A 22,274-nucleotide genomic window follows, 5' to 3' on the forward strand; every position below is an offset into this window, starting at 1 on the left:
CTCACCGATTGGGTGATCGACGCCCGATCGTCGCCAAGAGGACCGCGGCTTCCGCCATGCTCAATGCCAATTCGCCTTACCTTCGCGACATCCGCTTCCACCTGCACACGCAGACCGATGCGCGCGTGCATGAAGAAACCGGGCCGTTCATCGCCCGCCAGGGTGACGGTGTCTTCATCATCGACCCGGAAGGCAACCGGCTGCTGGAAGGCATGGCAGGCCTGTGGTGCACCTCGCTCGGCTTCAGCGAGAAGCGCCTCGCCGACGCCGCCTATGCCCAGATGTTGCGCATGCCCTATCACCAGAACTTCGCGCATCGCTCCAGCGATCCGGTGATCGACCTCGCCGAGGCGCTGATCGCCCGCGCGCCGCAGCCCATGTCCAAGGTCATGTTCCTCGGCTCCGGCTCCGAGGCGGTGGATACCGCGATCAAGGTCGCGTGGTACTACAACGCCGCGCGCGGCAAGACCCAGAAGCGCAAGATCATCGGCCGCATGCGCGGCTATCATGGCTCGACCATCGGCTCGGCGAGCCTGACGGGCCTGCCCAATATGCATCAGGGCTGGGGCCTGCCGCTGCCGGGCTTCTTCCACGTTTCCTGCCCGCATTTCTACCGCGAAGGCCTGCCGGGGGAGACCGAGGAGGCCTTTGCCACCCGCCTCGCCAACGAGCTGGACGCGCTCATCGAACGCGAGGGAGCGGACACCGTCGCGGCTTTCTTTGCCGAGCCGGTAATGGGCACGGGTGGCGTCATCATCCCGCCGGCCACCTATTTCGAGAAGATCCAGGCCGTCCTGAAGAAGCACGACGTGCTGCTGGTCGCCGATGAGGTGATCTGCGGTTTCGGACGCACCGGCACCTATTGGGGCTGCGACACATTCGCGATCACGCCGGATATGGTGACCTGCGCCAAGGGGCTGTCCTCGGCCTATCTGCCGATCTCCGGCCTGATGCTATCGGACGCGATCTATCAGGTCATCGCCGACCAAACCCATGCGCTGGGCGGCTTCGGCCATGGCTTCACCTATGGCGGCCATCCGGTCTCTGCCGCGGTCGCGTTGGAGACGCTGAAGCTTTATGACGAATACGACATCCTCGCCAATGTCCAGGCGCAGGGCGCTCGGCTGGCGGCGGGGCTGGCAGCGCTGGGCGACCATCCGCTGGTGGGCGAAGTCCGCGCCATCGGGCTGATGGCGGCGATCGAGATCGTCGCGGACAAGCAGAGCCGTGCCTCGTTCCCGCTGCCGGCCAAGGTGCCGGTGCGGCTCGGCGAGCTGGTGAAGAAGCGCGGCGTGCTGCTGCGTCCGCTCGGCCAGTCGCTGTGTTTCGCGCCGCCGCTGATCGTCAAGGAGACTGAAATCGCGATGATCATCAAGGCTGTAGCGGAGTCGCTCGACGAGCTCGCCGGCGAGCTGCGCGCCGAGGGCACCTGGCCTTCGACGCGATCCTCGGCCACGAACTGAGGCGCGCCATGACCGATACGCCGCCCATCGTCGCTTTCGACAAGGTCAGCAAGACCTATGACGAGAAGAGCTGGATCGTCGACAATCTGTCGCTCGATATCCGGGCGGGCGAGTTCCTGACCCTGCTCGGGCCCTCGGGCTCGGGCAAGACGACGACCCTGATGATGCTGGCCGGGTTCGAGACCCCCGACCATGGCCGCATCCTGATGGACGGGCGGGACATCGTCCCGCTCGCTCCCCACAAGCGCGACATGGGCGTGGTCTTCCAGAGCTACGCCCTGTTCCCGCATATGAGCGTGGACGAGAATATCGAATTTCCCCTTGTGGCACGAGGAGTTGCGGCCGGTGAGCGGCGGCGCCGTGTGGCCGAGGCGCTCGATCTCGTCCAGCTCGGGGCGCTGGGCGGCCGGCGGCCGGGCCAGCTCTCCGGCGGCCAGCAGCAGCGCATCGCGCTCGCCCGCGCGCTGGTCTACCGCCCGCGCCTCGTGCTGATGGACGAGCCGCTGGGCGCCCTCGACAAGGCGCTTCGCCTGCATATGCAGACCGAAATAAAGCAGCTTCATCAGCAGCTTGGACTCACCTTCGTCTATGTCACCCATGACCAGGACGAGGCGCTCACCATGTCCGACCGCATCGCGATCTTCCATCAGGGCAAGATCGCGCAGCTGGGCGGGCCGGAGGAACTCTATAACCGGCCGCGCGACGTGTTCGTCGCCGGCTTCCTCGGCCAGACAAATCTGCTGACCGGTCGGTACGATGGGGTGGACGATCAGTGCAGTGTGATCCGTCTTGCGGATGGCACGGCGCTGCGCGCGCAGCGCCCCGAGGAGGGCGCCTTCACCCTCGGCCAGACGGTCAACGCCGCCATCCGCCCCGAGCGCATCCGCCTCGCGCCGGCGGGGGCGGCGGGGCCGGCGGCGGACGGCGCGGTCCTTGCCGGGCCGGTCACCTCCTGCGTGTTCCATGGCGACCACCTGACCCTTCATGTCGACATTCTCGGCCGCGACGTCGTGGCCAAGATCAATCCTGGCGAGACCGGCGCGCTGCCCGTTCCCGGCGAGATCGTGCGCCTGCTGCTGCCCAGCCGCGTCACCCTCGCCCTCGCCTGACCTTTCCGCCGACCACCCCGATCAACACCCCCCGGAGGTTCCTCATGTCGCGTTGCCTGCGTCTTTCCACCCTCCTGGCCACCGGCGTCCTCGCCGGGGCGCTGCTGTCCCCGCCCGGCGCCGCGCAGGCGCGGGATCTCACCGTGATCTCCTGGGGCGGCACCTTTCAGGACGCCCAGCGGGATCTCTTCTTCACCCCCTTTGCCACCGCGACCGGCAACAAGGTTGTCGACGATAGCTGGGATGGCGGCATCGGCATCCTGCGCACCAAGACCGCCAATGGCGATGGCGGCTGGGATTTGGTCGAGGTCGAGTCCGAGGAACTGGAGCTGGGCTGCCAGGAAGGTATCTTCCAGAAGCTCGACGTGACCCGCATCGGCGGCAAGGACGCCTATCTGCCGGGCACGGTCAGCGAGTGCGGCGTCGGCGCGGTGATCTACAATTTCGTGCTCGGCTACGACAAGAACGCGGTCAAGGGCACGCCGTCCGGCTGGGGCGACTTCTTCGACCTCGCCAAATTCCCCGGCAAGCGCGCGCTGCGCCAGGGGCCGAAGGGCAATCTGGAGATCGCCCTCATGGCCGACGGCGTCGCTCCCGCCGATGTCTACAAGGTGCTGGGCACGCCCGAGGGCGTCGACCGCGCGTTCAAGAAGCTCGACAGCATCAAGCCGCAGCTCGTCTTCTGGAAGTCCGGCGCGCAGCCCGGCCAGATGATGTCGTCGGGCGACGTGGTGATGACCTCCTCCTATAATGGCCGCCTCACCAACGCGATCAACAAGGACAAGAAGCCCTTCGGCATCGTCTGGAACGAGTCGCTGCAGACCGTCGACAGCTGGGTGATCCTTTCCACCTCGCCCCATGTCGATGAGGCCTACAAGCTGCTGGCCTTCCTCGGCACGCCGGAGCGGCAGGCGAAGCTGCCGGCCTATCAGCCGATCGGCGTCACTGCTGTCGCCGCCATTCCGCTGGTCGATCCGGTCCTTGCAAAGGATCTGCCGAGCACGCCGGCCAATGCCAGCAACGTGCTGAAGATCGACGACGCCTTCTGGATCGACCATGTTGACGGCCTCGGCGAGCGCTGGACCGTCTGGTCGGCGCAGAAGTGAACGCCCGCGAGAGATGAGACGACGCGCGTGACCACGACCCCGCCGCTGCGCAAGCGCCGCAACCGCGCCGATACGATCCGGGCCTATGCCCTGATCGCACCGCTGATGCTGTTGCTGATCGGAACCTTCCTGATCCCGCTCGGCTTCGTGGTCGCGCGCAGCGTGCTCGACACCGAGCTCGACGCCGCCCTGCCGGCGACGAGCCGCGTGCTCGCCGCCTGGGACGGGCGCGACCTGCCGCCGCCCGTCGTCTTCGACGCGCTGGCACAGGATCTGAAGGCGGTGCCCGTCACCGCCCTCAATGAGGTCTCGCGCCGCCTCTCCTATGAGAATGCCGGCTTCCGTGCCCTGCTGGCGGGCGCGCGGCGCGCGCTCGGCACGCCCACAGCCTTCACGGATCCGCGCTGGAAGGAGACGGCCACCTGGCAGGCGATGAAGCGCGCCACCGGCCCGGCCAATGCCTTCTACCTGCTGACCGCGCTCGATCTGCGCCGCGACTTCGACGCCGGACCGCCGGGCGTGGCGCAGACGCCCTCGGGCGGGGTCTATCGCGATATCCTGATACGGACCCTATCCATCGCTACGGTCACGACGCTGATCTGCGTGGTGCTGGCCTTCCCGCTCTGCGCCTTTCTCGCCCGGCGCTCGGAGCGCACGCGCAACCTCCTGCTATTTCTCGTGCTGCTGCCGTTCTGGACGGCGACGCTGGTGCGCACCACCGCCTGGATGGTGCTGCTGCAGGATCGCGGCGTGGTGAACCAGATGCTGCTGGCGCTCGGCGCCATCTCCGAGCCGCTCCACCTCATGTACAACCGCCTGGGCGTCATCGTCGCCATGGTGCATGTGATGTTGCCCTTCATGATCTTCCCGCTGCTCGCCTCGATGCGCGCGGTCGATGCCCGGCTCATGCGCGCCGCCGCCTCGCTCGGTGCCGGGCCGTGGCACAGCTTCCGCCGGGTCTACCTGCCGCAGGTGCTGCCGGGGCTGATGGCCGGGAGCCTGATGGTGTTCATCGTCACGCTCGGCTTCTACATCACGCCCACGCTGCTCGGCGGGCCGGGCGACCAGATGATCAGCTTCTACATCGCGCAATTCACCACCGGGACGCTCAACTGGGGCCTGGCGGCTGCGCTGAGCGTTATCCTGCTGATCGTCACCGGCGGTCTCTACGCGCTGCAGACCAGCCTCAATCGCCGCTATGGAGGTGCCCGATGAGCGATGTGGTTCGCCATACCGGCCATCGCTCCCGCAAGCGGTTGTTCGGCGCCCTGAACGGGCTGCTGGCGGCGTTCGTGCTCGCCTTCCTGATCGCCCCGGTGCTGGTGGTGCTGCCGCTGTCCTTCAGCGCCGATCGCTATCTGGCCTTCCCCATCACCGGGCTGACGACGGGCTGGTACGCCGAGTTCTTCGGTTCCGAGCGCTGGCTCACCGCGCTCGGCAACAGCGTCGGCATCGCGGTTATCTCGACCGTGCTGTCGGTGACGCTCGGTTCCATGGCCGCGCTCGGCCTCTCCCATCCGGGCCTTCCGGGCCGGCGCACCATCGAGTTCCTCCTGGTGGCGCCGATGATCCTGCCGGCGGTGATCGTCGGCGTCGGCATGTATTTCGTGTTCGCCCAGCTGGGGCTGACGTCGACCTATCCCGGCCTCATCCTCGCGCACACGACGCTGGCCGTGCCCTTCGTCGTGGTGGCGGTAGGGGCGGCGATGGCGGGTTTCGACCGCCGGCTGCTCTGGGCCGCCGCCAGCCTCGGGGCGCCGCCCTGGATGCGCTTCCGCCGGGTGACGCTGCCGATCATCCTGCCCGGCATGTTTTCCGGCGCGCTGTTCGCCTTCTCAACCTCGATCGACGAGGTGGTGGTGACGCTGTTCATCGCCGGCCCCGGCCAGCGCACGTTGCCGCGCGAGATGTTCACCGCCACGCGCGAGCAGCTCACGCCCACCTTGCTCGCCGCTGCCGGCCTGTTGATGCTCATCGCCTCGCTGCTCCTCTTCGCCTCCACCTGGGTGAGCGGGTCGAAGCGCAGGGGGTAGGCAGGCACCGATCCTCCCCCGGTTTTGTGGACACCCATCTTCGCTTTTGCGAGCTGCGCAGGAAAGTTCTGTGGGCACACAGCGCCAGCGTTCCCAGAGGCGTTCTAGCAGGAGACCGTTGACTGGGTGACCTCCAGCGACCTTTTCCGCCTGGCAGGTGGCACAGCAACGGGGGCTGCACGAGACAGTGCTGCGCAGGCGGGTGAGAGACTTCGCCCCACAGGTGCCGGGGCGGACGCCGGCCGACCCCACGGCGGAAAAACGCCCGTTTCAGATGAGAGAATGAGCGCCTGCGGATGGAGCGCGACATCGGAAATAAGAGGCCGCGCTCATCTTCGGAGCGGCCTGCCGATGAAGTTCGGGTTCGTCGAGGAGCATCGCGATGCGTGGCCGGTCCGTGCGATGTGCGCCATTCTTACCCGATCGCTCCCAACAGGCTCGCGGCAATCATGGCAACGGCCCCACACCCGCTCTGGGTTGCGGACATCACCTGCGCCCCCACAGGCGAAGGTTGGTTCTAACTCGCCGACGTGCTCGACATGCACAACCGCAACCTTGCCACCGGCCAACACGATCCGGAAGCTGTTTGCGTGTTTGAAATTCGCATGATATATCATGCGCCATGACAGGGTGCTGTCAGCTCCCATAATCCATCCAGGGAAGGTCGACGATGTCGCGCAGCGGAAAACACTATATCGAGAGTCTCCGGGACGGTCGCGAAATCTACATCAACGGTGAGTTGGTCTCGAACCATGTCGATCATCCCGCTTTCCGTGGGGCGATCCGGTCGGCCGCGAAGCTCTATGATTACCAGGCCGCAAATCCGGATGAGATGACGTTCACCACGCCCACCGGCAAGCAGGTGAACCGCTCCTGGGAGCTGCCGGACAGTCGTGAAAAGCTGGTAAAGCGCGGGCTTGCCGCGCAGGCTTGGGCGCGCGAGACCTGTGGCTGGCTTGGCCGCTCGCCGGACCATGTCCCGGCGGCGCTCACCGGCATGATCACGCATATCGACGTTTTCGAAAATTACGACAAGAAGCGCGCCGACGCCCTGCGGGGCTATTACGAATATGCGCGCGACCGCGATTTGGCGATGACCTATACCATCGTCAACCCGCAGGGGGACCGCTCCAAGCTCGCCGGCGAGCACGATGACAAGTACCACAGCCTCGGCGTGGTGGATGAGGATGCCGAGGGCATCACGGTGCGCGGCGCCAAGATGCTGGGCACCTCCGCCCCGCTCGCTGAGGAGGTGCTGGTCGGTGTCCAGAATCCGCTGAAGGAAGGCGTCGACGACATCTACGCGCTGTCCTTCGCCATGCCGCTGGCCACCAAGGGGATCAAGATCCTCTCGCGCAAATCCTACGAGTTCGATGCGCACTCCGAATTCGACAACCCGCTGGCCTCGCATTTCGACGAGAACGACGCCGTCATTTATTTCGACGACGTGAAGGTGCCGTGGGAGCGCGTGTTCATCTACAAGAAGACCTCCATGTGCCGGGCGCAGTTCCATGCCACGGCCGCCGAAATCCTGATGAACACGCAGAGCCAGGCCCGCTATACGGTCAAGCTCAAGTTCCTCGCCGGCCTCGCCAGCCGCATCGCCGAGACCACCGGCGTCATCAACTTTCCGGCCATCCAGCAGGAGCTCGGCAACCTTGCCTCTCAAGCGATGATCGTCGACGGCATGTTCCGCTCGCTGATCCACGATCCCATCGAGCGCAATGGCTACTTCTTCCCGCGGCAACTGCAGATCTACACCACCCAGTGCTACGGCCAGGATCTCTATCCGGGCTTCGTCACCGCGATCCGTAAGCTGGCGGGCGGCGGGGTGATCATGCTGCCCTCGGGCGTCGAGGACTTCGACAATCCCGAGCTTGCCCGGCTGATCGGCAAGACGCAGTATTCTTCGGTTCGCAGTCCGGAAGAGCGCGTGAAGGTGATGAAGCTCGCCTGGGATGCGCTCGGCTCGGAGTTCGGCTCGCGCCACACCCAGTATGAGATGTTCTACAACGGGCCGCACTTTGCCGCTCAGCTGCGCGTCTTCGGCGCCTTCGACTGGAAGGACGCCGGCGGCATGGTCGACAATCTTCTCGGCAGCTATTCGCGGGAAAGCAGCCAGCGCGAGGCGGCGGAATGAGCGGCGGCACTCCTGTGCCAGTGGCTGAGGCTCCGCCTGAGGGCGGGGCGATCAGCTTCGACAATTTTCGAAAGGGTATGCGTCGGTTGGTGGGCGCGGTCAACGTCATCACCACCGCGCATGAGGGGCGGCTGCATGGCCTGACTGCGACGGCGGTGTGCTCGCTCTCTGGCGAGCCGCCGCGCCTGCTCGCCTGCGTCAACGTCGTCGGCAAGACGTTCGAGTACATCCTGCAATCGCGACGCATGGGCGTGAACGTACTTGGCCATCGCCATGTCGAGCTGGCGCGGCGTTTCGCCAACATGACCGACATTGGCCCGGAACAGCGCTTCGCCGATGCTCACTGGATCACGCCCCATTCCGGCGCACCGGTGCTGGCCGATGCATTGGTCGGCTTCGACTGCAAGGTCGACGAGATTTTCGTCACACCGTCTCACGGCGTGATCATCGGCGAAATCAAACATGTGACTTTTGGTCCGGACGGGCCGCCGCTGCTCTACGCCGGCGGCAGCTTCACCACTGTACATCCCGATAACGTCGCCTGAGTTCAGCTTCCGAGAGGTTCACCTCCATGAACATTCAAATCCGTCCCGCTGCGGCGGACATCCTCGTCTCGCTCGGCCTGAAGGATGTGAATCCGGGCGCCTGCCACGGCCCGGACGGCTGGTCCGCCGCTGACCCGGCAAATGCTTTTGCTTCAATCAATCCTGCCACCGAGCAGCCCATTGCCCTGATCACCCCCGCCACCCAGGCGGAGATGACCAGGGCAATCGATGTGGCTGCCGAGACCTTCAAGAGCTGGCGGATGGTGCCCGCGCCCAAGCGTGGCGAGTTGATTGGGCGGATCGGCGAACTGCTGCACGCCAACAAGGACGCGCTCGGCGCGCTGCTGGCACTCGAGACCGGCAAGTCGCTGACAGAAGGGAAGGGCGAGATCGGCGAGATGGTCGACATGGCGAAGTTCGCCGTCGGCCAGTCGCGCATGCTCTACGGCTTTACCATGCAGTCGCAGCGCGACGAGCACCGCATGTATGACCAGTGGCTGCCGCTCGGGGTGGTCGGCATCATCACCGCCTATAATTTCCCGGCCGCGCCATGGTCGTGGAACGCTTTGGTCGCGGCAATCTGCGGCAACACCGTGGTGTGGAAGCCGAGCCCGAAGGTGGCACTCCCCGCCATTGCCATCCAGCATCTGTGCAACCAGGCGATGGCGGAACTCGGCTATCCCGGCGTGTTCTCGCTGGTGATCCCCTCCGACGAGACGATCTCGGAGTCGCTGGTGCGCGACAAGCGCGTGTCGCTCGTCTCCTTTACCGGCTCCAGCGGTATCGGCCGCAAGGTGGCCCAGATCGTCAGCGGCGATCTCGGCCGCCGCCACCTGCTCGAATGCTCCGGCAACAATGGTTGCATCCTCGACGAGACCGCCGATCTCGACCTCTCGATCGCCGCCATCACCTTTGGTGCACTGGGCACTACAGGCCAGCGTTGCACCAGCACGCGCCGTCTCATCGTCCACAAGAGCCGCACCAAGGAAGTCGTGGAGCGCCTGAAGCGGGCCTATGACAAGGTCAAGGTGGGTGACCCCTTCACGCCCGGCACTCTCATTGGCCCGATCATCGACAAGCCTGCCGTGGCCGCGTTCGAGAAGGCGGTGGCCGAGGCCAAGGCGCTGGGCGGCGAGGTGGTCTATGGAGGCAACATCATTCCCGGACCCGGCTATTTCGTCGAGCCAACCATCATCCTCGCCAAAAACGAGTGGCCCTGCGTCCAGCACGAGACCTTCGCTCCCATCCTCTATGTCATCGAGTATGAGACGTTCGACGAGGCGCTCGACATCCATAACAGCGTGCCGCAGGGGCTCGCCTCCGGCATCCAGAGCACCGATATCCGCCACATCGAGGCCTTCCTCTCCGCGCGGGGCTCCGACTGCGGCATTGCCAAGGTGAACATGGGCACCACCGGTGCTGACATCGGGGCCGCCTTCGGTGGCGAGAAGGAAACCGGTGGAGGGCGCGCCTCGGGCTCGGAGTCCTGGAAGGCCTACATGCGGCGCCAGAGCGTGGCTATCAACTGGGGCAGTGAGACGCCCTGGCGCAAGCTGCTGCAAGACTGACACGAGACGGGGATGGAGATGCCGACCGATCCGCCCACCGGCCCAGTCGCCGACTATCTATCCCCGACCCGCCTCGACGAAGCGCTGACTATTCTCGCCGGCGGCTCGGCTCGTCCGCTTGCTGGCGGGGTGGAATGGGCACGGCGCGCCGGAACGGGCGAGGCGCTTGGTACGCTGGTCGATCTCGGCGGCATCGCCGAGCTCGACCGGCTGTTTGCCCACCCCAAGATCGGTCTCAGCATCGGCGCGAGCGTGAGACTGCGCGCGCTTGGCGCGGATATCTGGGTTGCCAAACGCTGGGCGGCTCTGCACGAGGCGGTGGAGCAGATCGTGCCGCCACAACTCCACAACATGGCGACGGTGGTCGGCAATTTGTGCGCGGCTGATCCCTGCTACGACCTTCCCGTGGCGCTCGCCACGCATCGGGCGTGGCTGCGGATCGAGGCGGCCCGCGCCGCCCCGCGCGAGGTCGCCATCACCGACTTCTATCCTTCGCCCGGTTTGAGTGTGCTGCGCCCGGGCGAGCTCGTCACCGCTATCCTCGCACCGCGTCCGAGCCCGGACGCCGGCAGCGCCTTCCGCAAGATTGGCGCGGGATCGGACAAGGTGTGTGCGGCCGCCTATGTGGCACTCGACACCGTGAACGACCGCATCGTCGAGGTCAGTCTCGCTGTCAGCGGCGCGACCGGGCCGATCCGGCTCCTCGCGGTTGAGGCCGCAATGCCTGGCCTGGCGGATGCTTCCGGAACCTATGCGGAAGCGGCGGCCCATGCGATGGAAGCCCTTGACGGGGCCGGTGCCGCGCCCGCCGACACGGTGCGCCGTCGCTGGCTGCAGGTGCTGATGCGTGACGCCCTCGAACAGGCGGCCAGCCGCGCCCGCTCGCGCCACGATCCATTTGACGACCATGCCTCGCTGATGGAGGAACGTTGATGACGGACGCCATCCTGCAGCTCACCGTCAATGGCACGACCCACCGATGTGTGGCTCGGCCCGGCGACCTTCTCAGCACCGTGCTGGTGCGTGAACTGGGGCTCACCTCGGTGCGTCCGGAGCCCGACAGCGGCGCGATCGGCACCAGTACGGTGCTGCTGGACGGCGCGCCCGTGCTCGCCTCGCTCATGCTGGCCCGGCAGGCGAAGGGGCGCACGATAACCACGGCCGAAGGCTTGCACGGCGAGGGGGGAGGCGAGCACCCGCTACGGCGCAGCTTCCACGCCCATGGGGTCGATACGCTCGATGGCGCGCCGGGACTGCTGGTCGCCGCTGCGGCGTTGCTGGCGGCCAATCCACGCCCGACGGTGGAGGATGTCCGCCGCGGACTCGCGGGCAATTTGTGCGGTGGCACGGGCTATCGCCACATCGTCGCCGCGGTCCAGGAGGCTGCGGGCGATATCGTCAATGCACGCGAGGTGCAGTCATGAACAAGACGGCAGGTCTCGCGGCAACACGGATCGCCGAGCAGAAGCGGGTCGCTTGCTTCACAGAGGCGAGTCGGGCGGTCGACGCAGCCGCGCGTGACGCCCAGCGATCGCCGCTCGAACACAGGCAGGTGCAGGGCGGCAGTGATGCACTGATCGCCTGCCTCGCCACCAGGGAGCTGTGCCACGGCTGGGAAGAGGCCCGTGGGAGGCCACACATTGTTGACCGCCGCTACCGTCGCGGTATCGGGCTGGCAAGCGCCGCCGACGGCGGCAGCGATGTGCCGCTGGTCGTTCTCGTTGAGGCCGTCGTGGATATGGACACCGGAGTGGCCAGCGTGCTGCGCCTGACGCTCGCCTTTGCCACGCCAGCGGGAGCAGGCACTGCGCCGCTGCGACGCGCGGTGGAAGCTGGAGTCGTACAGGGGCTGGTGCATGCGCTGCGCGCCAGCGGGGAGGAGCCGGCGACCTGGCACGGTTGCGGTCTTGCCGGCGCCGAACTGCTCCCCTCGGTCTACGACATGCCGCACATGGAGATGGTCGAGGTGCCCCTGGCGGGTCCGCCCCTCATGCCGGAAGATGTGCGGGACGCGGCGATGAACGTTGCCGCCGCAGCGCTCACCGCCGCGCTTCGTGAGGCTACCGGGCTCGACAGCCTGATGCCGCCGGTGCTGCCGGCCGTGCTTCTGGCCCACATAATGGCGGGTGCCGGCACGGTGGATGCTTCATATGTCTAGACAGTTGTTCTGATATATCATAATGTCATTAGGTTGCCTTTGGAGGTCGCTTTACCCATGACTCGCATTCGGCTGGAAGAGGTCGCCTACACCGCCTATCAGGTTCCTGACCTCGATCTGATGGAGCGTTTCCTCATCGACTTCGGCATGATGCGTTCGGCCCGGACCGAGGACGCGCTCTATATGCGCGGTACCGGAGCGGCGCATCACATCCATGTCTCCTACAAAGGGCCGGAGAACAAGTTCATCGGCGGCGGCTGGAATGTGGGCAGCCTGGATGAGTTGAACAAGGCGACGCAGATTCCCGGCGCTTCCGGCGTCGAGCCCATCAACGGCCCTGGCGGGGGCTGGCGCGTAACGCTGAAAACGCCGTCTGGCCATAATATCTGGCTCGAATACGGCGTGGCGAGCGTGGTCGAGCTGCCGGCGCGGCGCTCCTACCGCATGAACGTCTTTTCCGAGCATCTGCGCTTCAACAGCGCTGTCCGCCAGCGTGCCGAGCCAACTCCGGTGCTGCGCGTGGGTCATTTCGTGCTCTGGGTGCCGGACGCGAAGACGGAGATCGACTGGTTCGTCAAATATTTCGAACTCATCCCCTCTGATCATCTTTGCGCCCCGGGCGATCCTGACCCGATCGTCATGGGGAGCTTCCTGCGCCATGATCGCGGGCAGGAGTTCGTCGAGCATCATTGCATTCTCATCAGCCAGTCGAAGAATTTCGGCTGCCACCACACTTCATTCGAGGTCTTGGACCTCGACGCTGTGGTCGCCGGGCACGAATATCTCGTCCAGAATGGCTGGACACTGGATGCGGGCTATGGCCGCCACTATCTCGGTAGCCTGATCTACGACTACTGGCTGGATCCGTTCGGTAACCGCATCGAGCACTATACCGATACGGATTTGGTGAATGACGATTATAATCCGGTGTTCTTTGTCGGCACGGCCGATGAAACCACCCAATGGGGCATGGCTCCTCCGCCGTCTTTCTTCGACTGAGCGCACCGAAACAACCCGACCGACATGTGCTGCCCCAGACAACGGGGGCAGTTATGGACGACTTTTATCGTCTGAGGAGAGACATCGATGACCCTGGAAGTCTTGATCGACACCACCACCCTTGACCCCGATAAGTGGATCGATTTCCCGGAATATGGCTTCCGTCAGTATTTTCTCTGGAAGCATCCCACGACAGGCGCCAGCATCGCGCTTCTTGATTTCGCCGCTGGCGGCGGGATTCCGGTGAAGCACTCTCATGCCTCGAACCAGTTCATGTACTGCCTTGAAGGTGAATACAGCTACACGGATTCGGCGATGGTTCTGCAGCCGGGAAGTTTCTACATGAATCCGAAGGACCATCCGCATGGGCCGACGACAGCACTTAAGCGGTCGTTGTTGGTGGAGGTCTATGACGGTCCTCACTATTATGAGAAGCCTGTATTCCACACCGATGAAACGATCGGTGATTTCCTCGCCAAGGCGTGAAGTAGCGCGCGTCCAGATCGGAAAAGAATGAGCACCATTCGACGCATTGTGGCGCCCTCGGTGACCGAGGCGAAGCCCGGATTGTGGTCCAACTGCTTGGCGGTTGGTTCTATCGCCTATATTTCTGGGCTGACAGCCCGCGGCAAAGACTTTAACGTCATTGCCGATACTGATGAGTACGAGCAAAGTCGCATTATCTTCGAGAAGATGAAGGCACTGGTCGAGGCAGCAGGTGGTCGTATGGCGGACATCGTCAAGCTGACGATTTTCGTTACCAACATTGCCGAGCGCGAGAAAGTCTGGGCGGCGCGCCGAGAGTTCTTTACCGGCGATTTCCCATGCGCATCACTCGTGCAGGTTGCTGCACTGGCGAGCCCGGAAATTCTTGTCGAGATCGAAGCCATCGCCCATCTCGGAGCCAGTGCCGGCTGAGCCTCCGTCTACCATCGGTCCGCCCGGGGGGAGAGTGATCTGGATTGTCGCATCCATGTGTGCAATATGCTGAAATATTATGCGCACATCTTCAATCAGATACGAGGTTGGTAAATGGCTGCCGCTCTAGTCGCGACCGGGGAAAACCGGCAGGCCTCGGCTCCGCGCAAGCGCAGGGCGTCGGCCCCGAAAGGGGGCTCTCTCACGGAGCATGCCTATCAGCTGATCAAGGAGCGAATCATCTCGGCCAAATACGTGCCGGGTCAATTTCTCCAGGAGGCACGCATCTGCGCCGACCTGAAGCTCGGCCGTACGCCGGTGCATCAAGCTCTGCACCGGTTGCATCAAGAGGGCCTGCTGGACATCATTCCGCGTAAGGGCATCCTCATACGCACCGAGTCATTGGCCGAGATATTCATGGCGCTCGAGGCGCGTATGCTGATCGAGCCCTATTTCGCCGAGCAGTGTGCCGAACGAGCGTCCACCGCGGAGATGGCCGAGATTGAGTCATTGATGGCGCAGTATCGCAAACTACAGAAGGACGGCGACAAAGCGCCGATGATGGAAGTCGATCGACGCTTCCACGCCGCCATCGCCCAAGTCGGCGGCAATTCGCTGCTTGTGGAGTTTCTGCGTCCCATACAGGAGAGGATGTCGCGCATGTGGTTCCTGCCTCATTGGCAGGCGCGCGACTACAGCGTGACCGAGGCGGAGCATGACAAGCTGATGCAGGCGCTGAAGAGCCGTGACGGGAAGGCGGCCGCCGATGCCATGCGCGAGCACATTGAATCGCTTCGGCGGCGAATTATGTCGGCCAAGATCTAGTCGGCGCGTTCGCGCGGGGGCGTCCGCGAGCACGATGACGATGTTTTACGCGGTTACGTGCCGCATCACGGAGGGTGGATCATGACGGCGTATTTCATTGCCCACGGAACGGTCAAGGATCCGGAGAAGCTGCAGCTATACATCGAGCGAGCGGGGCCCTATGTCGCCGCCGCTGGAGGGGAGTTCGTGTCAACTGGCGAACTCGCCGATGTTCTTATTGGCGAGCATACGCATAAGCGTATCTCCATCTTCCGCTTTCCGGACGCCAAGGCAGCGCGTAGCTGGTTCGACACCGAGGAATATCAAGGCCTGCGTCACCTGCGTAACGAAGCCGCCGATTTCACCTTCCTCGTCTTCGAAGAAACCTTCGGGCCGAACTGATCTGGTGCTGTGGCTTCTGGTTGCCGGAAGGGCCTTTCATTCATGATTCTCTACGAAGTGGCCGGAGCGGACGACCGTCGGCTTTCGCCCTATTGCTGGCGCGTTAAATGGGCGCTGGCCCACAAGGGCCTGGCGTTCGAGACGGCGCCGCTCGCCTACACCCAGATCGCAACCGTCGGCGACGGCAGTTTTACCCGCGTGCCCATACTCGACACTGGCGGTGAATGGTGGATCGAGAGTTTCGATATCGCGCGCCGTCTCGATGCGGCCTATCCGGATCGGCCATCCTTGATGCGCGGCGAGTCGGGGCTGTCCTTTGCGCGGTTCCTCGACGGGTGGACTGAGTCAATGATCCATAACCCGACCTTCGGGATGGTCGCCGCCGACATGTGGGGGCGCCTGCAAGAGGTCGACAAGCCCTATTTCCGGCGGTCTCGGGAGAGCTTTCTCGGCGTGCCGCTGGAGGTCGCAGAGGAGGGGAGGGCGGAACGTCTTCCCGCTTTTCACGAAGGGTTGGCGCCGCTCGCCACGCTGCTTGCCGGTCAGCCTTTTCTCGGTGGTGACGGTCCCGATTATGGCGACTACATCGTCGCGAGCGCCTTCCGTTGGCTGGCCGTCGTGAGTGATCTCAACCTCCTGCCGTCGGCAGGTCCGATCCCTGCCTGGCTCGCCCGGCTTGCGGGCCGGTGCGGCTAAGCTTGATGGCCTTCTCGACGAACATCCAAGGCATGTACTCCCACGTCCCAGCCGATTGGCGCCAGCACCTCGCGCGCGTAGGAAAGGGGCGTCTCCTCTAGCGCCGTTCCCATAATGGCGTTCCACGTGGTGAGGAAGCTCATCATGGCCATCAGCGCCGTCAAGGTGAGGAGGGCGGGCTGGTCGAAATGGACGGAGAGCGCGGCGAAGGCTGCCCCGTCCACACTGCCGGGAGTGGTGGCGGCTGCGGCGCAGAAGGAGAGTAGAGTTCTCTCGCGCGCATCGTAGATATCGCTGTCTGGTGCGAAGATGCTGACGACCTTCACGCGTGGGATGCCATGGCGTTCGGCGTTCAGCGCACAATGCGCGGCGCTGTAGGGTGCTCGCCGATACATGGTGAAGGCGTAAGCGGCAAAGTCGCGGACGGCAGGGTCGAGCGTGGGCGCATACCAGGCCGCCTCGTGCATCAGCCCGACAGCGGTGAGCAGCCCCGCGTCGCGCCCTAACATGAACAGGCTGCGCGAGACATAGCCCTGATCCTGCTCGAGCGTTGCGAAGACATGTTCAAACTCGGGCATGTCTTCCCGCGATCGGCGCTGCAGTCGTTCGCCCATGGCTCATCTCTCGGTTAGTCGGGATATCGCATCGGTGGCAAGAGCCGCGCGCGTCACGGTGCATTCGCTTGAACGGCGGCTTTAATCTTGACGATCTTTCGCTGAACGCAGCCATCGTTCGACCTTCCCGATTCAGGGGGAATGCACGATTTTTCATAGGGATAGGCTACGTTCGTGAAGTGCGCGGGATCGTGCGTTGCCTCGTTGACAAGGCGAGAGACCTTGATACTATCATGATATATCAAATGCACTAGAGGGGTGCTTATAATGAATATCACTGTCAAGCTGGGTCGTTTCTGCTTGGGGGTCGCAATGGCCGCGAGCGCCCTGGTCGTCATGGCGCCTGGGTTGCGTGCTGATACGGCAGGCTGGAGCTTCCCTGTGCTCGTGCAGGATCCGCCGCGCAAGACGGGCGTCGAGCCGTTCGTTGGCAAGCCGGTGGACTATCAGGCGCTGTCGCCCAAGGATGTGACCAAGAAGTGGAACATCTGCTATCTGGTGCCGCACACCACCAACGACATCATGCGCGCTTATCTGTATGGTGCGGTCGAAGAGGCCAAGCGTCTTGGCGCCAAACTGACCATCTATGATGCTGGCGGCTATGGCAATGTCGACAAGCAACTCGCCCAGTTCGACGATTGTGTAACGCTCGGTGCCGATGCGATCATCGTCTTCGCCGTGTCGACCAGTGGCCTCAGCCAGAAGATCCGTGAGGCCCGTGCCAAGGGCGTCGTGGTGGTCGACAACAATGTCGGCGTCGACACCGAGGCCGATGCGCGCGTCGTCGTGAGCTACACCGGCGTCGGTGAGAAGATCGGTAAGGTTCTGGCAGAGAAGCATCCCGCCGGTTCCGGCAAGGTCTCCGTGGTCGTGATGCCCGGGCCGGCCGGAATTCCATGGGCTGAAGACTCCGTTATCGGCTTCAAGCAGGCAGTGAAAGGCTCCGACGTCGTGATCGAAAAGGTGGTCTACGGTCAGGCCGGCCGTCTCGACCAGCAGCCGCTCGTCGAAGATGTGCTCGTTACCTATCCCAAGCTGAATTACATCATCGGAATGGGTAGCTCGACCGAAGCCGCCATCAACAGTCTGCGCGAACAGGGGCGCGTGGGTGAGGTCGGCCTCTATGCCACCTTCCTCACGCCCGATCTGATGCCGTCGATCCGCAAGGGCGACGTCGCCGGCGTCGTCGTCGAGAACTCGGTCATCATCGACAAGCTGTTGATCGACATGACGGTGCGGGCGCTCGAAAAGAAGCTGACTTACAAGGATGCGATCCCCGACGTGACGCTGGTCGACAAGTCAACGCTCGACAAGGCTATCGAAGCCAATGTCGCTCCGTCGACCTGGAAGGTGCAGTTCAAGGTCGACTGAGTGAGGGCTAAAGGGGAGGGAAGGCTTCGGTGTTCCCTCCCATCAGAAGCATCGCCTAAACGACGTTGAAAAGGAACTGAGATGGCCAGGATCGAGCCACTGATGCGCGAAGATCTTCCTGAATTCGAGCCTATCTTCCAGGGGATGATCGATTCCATCGGTTATATTCCCAACAGTTTTCTGACCATGGCGCGTGATCCCGCGATCCTGAAGGCGGCGGGTGCCCTGTCCGACGCCTCATGGTATCCCGATACGGTGAGCGAGCCGGTGCGCCGCCTCGTTACCTGGGCCTATAGCCAGTTTGCCGGGGTGCCCTACAGCTCTGCTCACTGTGCCTGCGGTGCGCCGGAACTCGGTCTGTCGCTGGAGAAGATCCTAGCGATCCAGGACTACGAGACCTCGCCCCTCTATGACAGTGCCGAGCGGGCTCTGCTTCGGCTGTGCCGTCATGCGGCGCGCACGCCCTCGGAAGTCACCGATGCCGATGTCAAAGATGTCGTGACGCATTTCGGCGAGAAGCGCACGCTCTTCATCGTCGGGCTTATTTGCTACATGGCCTACCTCAACAAGTGGAATGAGATTCTCGCCACCACTCTTGAGGATCAGCCGCTGGCCTGGGCGCGCGAGCATCTCGCACCCATTGGCTGGCGTCTCGACCAGTAAGATGCCGCGTATAGCGCCCGCCCGGCCCGAGGATCTTCCCGCGTTTCGGGACGTCATCGCCGCGGTTCTTGCCGATCACGGCTACATCCCGAACAGCTTCCTGACCATGGGTCGCGAACCGGCTATCCTACGGGGCATCGGGATCTGCGCCGACGCCTTCATGTATGTGGACACGCCGCCGGATTCGATCCGGCGCCTCGTCTCCTTCGCCTACAGCTTCTTTGCTGGCGCAATGTACAGTACGGCTCATACCGGGTGCAGCGCCGCGCAGTTCGGCGTACCGCCGGAGAAGTTGCGGGCCGTGCCGAATTTCGAGACCAGCCCACTCTTCGATGAGGCGGAGCGGGCGGCGCTGCGCCTCTGCCGCGCCGCCGCTCGCAAGCCCGCGGAGGTCACCGACCGGCACCTCGATGAACTCGGGCGCCATTTCAACGGCTCAGACCTTCTGCGCATCGTCGGCATCATCGCCTGGCATGCGTTTCTCAATAGCTGGAACGATATTTGCGGTACGGCGCTCGAGCCGCAGCCGCGCGCCTTTGCCGAGGCCGAGCTGGCCGCCATTGGGTGGCACATTTGCATTCATGACTGAGGAAAACAGGCCGCGATGAGTACCGCCTTGCAACGTCTTGACGACATGTCGGCCGGCTCAACGGCGGACGCATCCGATGGCGCCCCACCGCCTCGCCTGCGCATGGCCGGCGTTAGCAAGTCCTTCGGCAATGTCCACGCGCTGCGCGGCATGGACTTCGAACTGCGTGCCGGCGAAGTCCACATGCTGTTTGGCGAGAACGGCGCCGGCAAGTCGACGCTGATCAACGTGATCTGCGGTGCACTGCGCCCGGACCGCGGCACTGTCACTCTCGACGGCGAGGAACTGAGTTTCCGCGACGTGCATGATGCGCGCCGCCATGGCATCTCCGCGATGTTTCAGGAGTTCAGCCTCGCCCCCTCGCTGACCGTTGAGGAGAATCTCTTTCTTGGCAGCGAGCCGCGCTGGTGCGGCCCCTTCATCCGCATGGGCGCAAGACGGCGCAAGGCGTGGGAAATCTTCCAGCGCTTCGGTCTTACGTTGGATCCCAGGGCGCTGGTGCATCACCTGTCGCGCGCCGAGCAGCAGATGGTCGAGCTTGCCAAGGCGCTGCTCACCAACCCGAGGATCCTCATCCTCGACGAACCGACCGCCTCTCTGTCCGAACGTGAGACCGAACTCCTGTTCGAGCTTGTGAGGCGGCTGCGGGGGGAAGGGGTGGGTATCGTCTACATTACCCACCGCCTGTCCGAGATCCGCGAAATTGGCGACCGCATCACGGTGATGCGCGACGGCCAGCTCATCGCCACCGTGCCCGCGGACATCGACCATGAGCGGCTGGTCGAGCTGATGACAGGCCGTCCGGTCGAGCAGTTCTATCCGCACATCGAGACGACGTCCGGCGCCCGGCTGCTGGAAGTGAGTGGCCTCGCCACCACCGACGGCACCGTGCAGGAGGCCTCGATCGAGGCGCGCGCGGGCGAGATCGTCGGGCTTGCCGGCCTCGTGGGCTGCGGCAAGTCCGAGATCGGCCGCGCAGTGTTCGGCTTGTGCGAGATCGCCGCCGGCCGCGTGATGCTGGACGGCCAGCCGGTGGCGCGGCCGAACCCGCGCGCCATGCTGAATGCCGGCCTGTGCTACATTACTTCGGATCGGCGCAGCGAGGGTCTGATGCTTCTGCGCTCGACGCAGGAGAACATCACACTCTCCAGCCTCGCCAAGCCCGAGCTGTCGCGCATGGGATGGCTGCGGCTCGGTGCCGAAAAGCGCCTCGCCAGCGAGATGGGCGGGCGCATGAGCGTGCGGCCCTTCGACCTCCGGCGTCATGTCGGTACCTACTCCGGTGGCAACCAGCAAAAGATCCTCATCGCTCGGGCGCTCGCCCGCTCCGCCCGCGTTTTCATCTTCGACGAGCCGACGGTGGGCATTGATGTCTCGGCGCGTGTCGAAGTCTACGGCTTCATGAAGCAGCTCGTGGAAGAGGGCGCAGCGGTGATCATCATTAGTTCGGATCTTCCCGAGGTGATGCACATGAGCCAGCGCCTCTATGTCGTGCGGGCCGGCTACGTCGTCGACCACATGAAAAGGTCCGAGATCAACGAAAAGCGAATCCTCGCCGGGTTCTTCGACACGCAAGGAAACTGACATGAGCGTTCATACGCAACCGGTCGCGACCGGTACGACGCCCGGCGTCAGCCTCAAGGCAAGCACGCGCTGGATCTTCGTCAATCTCGGCATTCTGCCGATCCTGCTGATCGCCGCCATGCTGTTCTTCGCGCTGCAGGAGGAGCGTTTCCTCTCCAGCGGCAACCTGTTCAATGTCGGACGGCAGTCGACCTTCCTGATCATTCTCGCCATGGGGCAGATGATCGTGATCCTCACCGCCGGACTTGATCTCTCCGCAGGCTCAACGGTCGGCTTTTCCGGCGTGGTCTCGGCGCTGGTGCTGCTCGCGGTGCTGCGCGGTCATCCCGATGCCATCGTGCTGGCAGCGCTCGCCTCGGTTGCGGCCGGCCTGGCGGCGGGCCTTCTGGTTGGAGCGGTAAACGGGTTCGGGGTCGCGGTGCTCGGCGTCTCGCCCTTCATGATGACGCTCGGCACCAGCACGAGCCTGGTCGGCATCGCGCTGACCCTGACGCAGGGCCTGCCAGTGACTGGCGTTCCCGACGATTTCATGCGCGTGTTCGGCTATGGCCGCTTCGTCGGCCTTGCCCCGCCGATGATCGCCACGCTCGTGCTGTTCGTGGTGGTGTGGGTGCTACTCAACCGCACTACGGTCGGGCGCTATTTCTACGCTGTCGGCTCCAACATGCGCTCGGCGCAGCTTTCGGGCATCGCCACCAAGCGCCAGCTCTTCCTCGCCTACATCCTCTCCAGCCTGATGGCGGCCGTGGTCGGCATCCTGTTCGTCGCCCGCTCCGGCTCGGCGGAGGCGCTGAACGGCCAGCCCTTCACCTTGCAGGCGGTGGCGGCGTGCGTGATCGGCGGCATCTCGCTCTTCGGTGGCGTCGGGCGGGTGCGCGACGTGGTGCTCGGCGCGCTGTTCATCACGTTGCTGACCAATGGCATGAACCTCATCCGCGTCGAATCCTATGTTCAGCAGATCGTGCTCGGCGCGGTGCTGATCCTGTCGCTGGTCGCGGACCAGATTCGCATCAAATTCTTCGCCTGATCCGGCACAGCCGGACACCATTGGGAGCCACTAGAATGGGCAGCGGGTACTGGGTCGATCTCATCGGCCGTCTGGGAATTGCCTTCTATTTTATCTGGGCCACCTGGTTCAACTACACGTCCTGGGGACACCATATCTCCGAGTTCAACCGCATCGGCGTAGGCCCGGCGGCCCCTGCTTTGGTGCTGGGGCTCATCGCGTCGTTCGTCGGGGCCGTGCTGCTGCTCATACCCGGTACGGTTGTCTATGGCGCAGCGATCCTCATCGTCTTCACCGCACTCGCCGATGCGTTGTTCCACCGCTACTGGACCTACCCCGATCCGCACGAGCAAGTCATTCACAAGTTCTTCTTGTTCGAGCACGTCGCATTGATCGGCGGCTTGCTGGCGGTCATCGCCCCACGCCTCGGCTGAGGTCCCCTATCGACCGCCAATGAAAAACCCGCGACGGGCGTCCGTCGCGGGTTTTCTTGTTCGGGTCGGTGG

24 protein-coding genes and 1 pseudogene are annotated in these 22,274 nt (G+C 64.2%); 24 read left to right on the forward strand and 1 reads right to left on the reverse strand.

Annotated elements, in window-relative coordinates; all coding sequences use genetic code 11:
- The first annotated feature begins 56 nt into the window (after window positions 1-56).
- The 18 genes and pseudogenes from AncyloWKF20_RS18465 to AncyloWKF20_RS18550 all read left to right on the forward strand — a co-directional run bounded on the left by AncyloWKF20_RS18465 (window position 57) and on the right by AncyloWKF20_RS18550 (window position 15,941).
- Window positions 57-1,463: an aminotransferase gene (locus AncyloWKF20_RS18465; RefSeq protein ID WP_279315414.1), complete on the forward strand. Its 1,407-nt coding sequence runs from the start codon at window positions 57-59 to the stop codon at window positions 1,461-1,463.
- Between the two features lie 8 nt (window positions 1,464-1,471).
- Window positions 1,472-2,572, forward strand: a complete 1,101-nt coding sequence (locus tag AncyloWKF20_RS18470; RefSeq protein ID WP_279315415.1) for an ABC transporter ATP-binding protein — start codon at window positions 1,472-1,474, stop codon at window positions 2,570-2,572.
- A 44-nt stretch (window positions 2,573-2,616) separates the two neighbouring features.
- A complete protein-coding gene (locus AncyloWKF20_RS18475; RefSeq protein ID WP_279315416.1) occupies window positions 2,617-3,678 on the forward strand; it encodes an ABC transporter substrate-binding protein in 1,062 nt (353 codons plus the stop codon).
- A 27-nt stretch (window positions 3,679-3,705) separates the two neighbouring features.
- A complete protein-coding gene (locus AncyloWKF20_RS18480; RefSeq protein WP_279315417.1) occupies window positions 3,706-4,893 on the forward strand; it encodes an ABC transporter permease in 1,188 nt (395 codons plus the stop codon).
- A complete protein-coding gene (locus tag AncyloWKF20_RS18485) occupies window positions 4,890-5,711 on the forward strand; it encodes an ABC transporter permease (RefSeq protein WP_279315418.1) in 822 nt (273 codons plus the stop codon). Before AncyloWKF20_RS18480 ends, AncyloWKF20_RS18485 begins: the two co-directional genes overlap by 4 nt.
- 126 nt (window positions 5,712-5,837) lie before the next feature.
- Window positions 5,838-6,229 (forward strand): annotated as a pseudogene (locus AncyloWKF20_RS18490) (hypothetical protein); the annotation flags it as partial.
- 152 nt (window positions 6,230-6,381) lie between these two features.
- The gene (locus tag AncyloWKF20_RS18495) at window positions 6,382-7,851 is read left to right on the forward strand and encodes a 4-hydroxyphenylacetate 3-hydroxylase N-terminal domain-containing protein (RefSeq protein WP_279315419.1); all 1,470 of its coding nucleotides are present in this window, start codon (window positions 6,382-6,384) and stop codon (window positions 7,849-7,851) included.
- Entirely contained in the window at window positions 7,848-8,396 is a 549-nt protein-coding gene (locus AncyloWKF20_RS18500; protein WP_279315420.1) for a flavin reductase family protein, read from the forward strand. Before AncyloWKF20_RS18495 ends, AncyloWKF20_RS18500 begins: the two co-directional genes overlap by 4 nt.
- Window positions 8,397-8,422: 26 nt before the next feature.
- Entirely contained in the window at window positions 8,423-9,964 is a 1,542-nt protein-coding gene (locus AncyloWKF20_RS18505; RefSeq protein ID WP_279315421.1) for an aldehyde dehydrogenase family protein, read from the forward strand.
- Window positions 9,965-9,976: 12 nt separating this feature from the next.
- Window positions 9,977-10,897 (forward strand): FAD binding domain-containing protein, encoded by a 921-nt coding sequence (locus tag AncyloWKF20_RS18510; protein WP_279315422.1) that lies wholly within the window; start codon window positions 9,977-9,979, stop codon window positions 10,895-10,897.
- Window positions 10,897-11,388, forward strand: coding sequence for a 2Fe-2S iron-sulfur cluster-binding protein (locus tag AncyloWKF20_RS18515; RefSeq protein WP_279315423.1), 492 nt, complete (start codon window positions 10,897-10,899; stop codon window positions 11,386-11,388). Before AncyloWKF20_RS18510 ends, AncyloWKF20_RS18515 begins: the two co-directional genes overlap by 1 nt.
- A complete protein-coding gene (locus AncyloWKF20_RS18520; protein WP_279315424.1) occupies window positions 11,385-12,122 on the forward strand; it encodes a hypothetical protein in 738 nt (245 codons plus the stop codon). Before AncyloWKF20_RS18515 ends, AncyloWKF20_RS18520 begins: the two co-directional genes overlap by 4 nt.
- A 57-nt stretch (window positions 12,123-12,179) precedes the next feature.
- Window positions 12,180-13,121, forward strand: a complete 942-nt coding sequence (locus tag AncyloWKF20_RS18525) for a VOC family protein (RefSeq protein ID WP_279315425.1) — start codon at window positions 12,180-12,182, stop codon at window positions 13,119-13,121.
- 87 nt (window positions 13,122-13,208) lie between these two features.
- Entirely contained in the window at window positions 13,209-13,607 is a 399-nt protein-coding gene (locus AncyloWKF20_RS18530; RefSeq protein WP_279315426.1) for a cupin domain-containing protein, read from the forward strand.
- Window positions 13,608-13,634: 27 nt separating this feature from the next.
- Window positions 13,635-14,039 carry a RidA family protein gene (locus AncyloWKF20_RS18535; RefSeq protein ID WP_279315427.1) on the forward strand — a complete coding sequence of 135 codons (405 nt, stop codon included), beginning with the start codon at window positions 13,635-13,637 and terminating at the stop codon, window positions 14,037-14,039.
- A 114-nt stretch (window positions 14,040-14,153) separates the two neighbouring features.
- Window positions 14,154-14,864 (forward strand): GntR family transcriptional regulator, encoded by a 711-nt coding sequence (locus AncyloWKF20_RS18540; RefSeq protein WP_279315428.1) that lies wholly within the window; start codon window positions 14,154-14,156, stop codon window positions 14,862-14,864.
- Window positions 14,865-14,945: 81 nt separating this feature from the next.
- Entirely contained in the window at window positions 14,946-15,245 is a 300-nt protein-coding gene (locus AncyloWKF20_RS18545; RefSeq protein WP_279315429.1) for a DUF1330 domain-containing protein, read from the forward strand.
- Between the two features lie 42 nt (window positions 15,246-15,287).
- The gene (locus AncyloWKF20_RS18550) at window positions 15,288-15,941 is read left to right on the forward strand and encodes a glutathione S-transferase N-terminal domain-containing protein (RefSeq protein WP_279315430.1); all 654 of its coding nucleotides are present in this window, start codon (window positions 15,288-15,290) and stop codon (window positions 15,939-15,941) included.
- Here the strand turns inward: AncyloWKF20_RS18550 and AncyloWKF20_RS18555 are convergent.
- Window positions 15,938-16,555 (reverse strand): hypothetical protein, encoded by a 618-nt coding sequence (locus AncyloWKF20_RS18555; protein ID WP_279315431.1) that lies wholly within the window; start codon window positions 16,553-16,555, stop codon window positions 15,938-15,940. The genes AncyloWKF20_RS18550 and AncyloWKF20_RS18555 overlap by 4 nt on opposite strands.
- Window positions 16,556-16,822: 267 nt before the next feature.
- On the opposite strand from AncyloWKF20_RS18555, the gene torT reads away from it, so the two are divergent.
- The 6 genes from torT to AncyloWKF20_RS18585 all read left to right on the forward strand — a co-directional run bounded on the left by torT (window position 16,823) and on the right by AncyloWKF20_RS18585 (window position 22,202).
- Window positions 16,823-17,926 carry a TMAO reductase system periplasmic protein TorT gene (gene torT / locus AncyloWKF20_RS18560; RefSeq protein ID WP_279315432.1) on the forward strand — a complete coding sequence of 368 codons (1,104 nt, stop codon included), beginning with the start codon at window positions 16,823-16,825 and terminating at the stop codon, window positions 17,924-17,926.
- An 81-nt stretch (window positions 17,927-18,007) separates the two neighbouring features.
- Window positions 18,008-18,589: a carboxymuconolactone decarboxylase family protein gene (locus AncyloWKF20_RS18565; protein WP_279315433.1), complete on the forward strand. Its 582-nt coding sequence runs from the start codon at window positions 18,008-18,010 to the stop codon at window positions 18,587-18,589.
- A complete protein-coding gene (locus AncyloWKF20_RS18570) occupies window positions 18,567-19,178 on the forward strand; it encodes a carboxymuconolactone decarboxylase family protein (RefSeq protein WP_279315434.1) in 612 nt (203 codons plus the stop codon). The genes AncyloWKF20_RS18565 and AncyloWKF20_RS18570 overlap by 23 nt, the downstream gene beginning before the upstream one ends.
- A gap of 15 nt (window positions 19,179-19,193) precedes the next feature.
- Window positions 19,194-20,762, forward strand: a complete 1,569-nt coding sequence (locus AncyloWKF20_RS18575) for a sugar ABC transporter ATP-binding protein (RefSeq protein WP_279315435.1) — start codon at window positions 19,194-19,196, stop codon at window positions 20,760-20,762.
- A gap of 1 nt (window position 20,763) precedes the next feature.
- Window positions 20,764-21,789 carry an ABC transporter permease gene (locus AncyloWKF20_RS18580; RefSeq protein WP_279315436.1) on the forward strand — a complete coding sequence of 342 codons (1,026 nt, stop codon included), beginning with the start codon at window positions 20,764-20,766 and terminating at the stop codon, window positions 21,787-21,789.
- A gap of 35 nt (window positions 21,790-21,824) precedes the next feature.
- Window positions 21,825-22,202 (forward strand): DoxX family protein, encoded by a 378-nt coding sequence (locus tag AncyloWKF20_RS18585; protein WP_279315437.1) that lies wholly within the window; start codon window positions 21,825-21,827, stop codon window positions 22,200-22,202.
- Window positions 22,203-22,274 lie beyond the last annotated feature (72 nt).

The sequence above is a fragment of the Ancylobacter sp. WKF20 genome, from assembly GCF_029760895.1.
Lineage (GTDB): Bacteria > Pseudomonadota > Alphaproteobacteria > Rhizobiales > Xanthobacteraceae > Ancylobacter.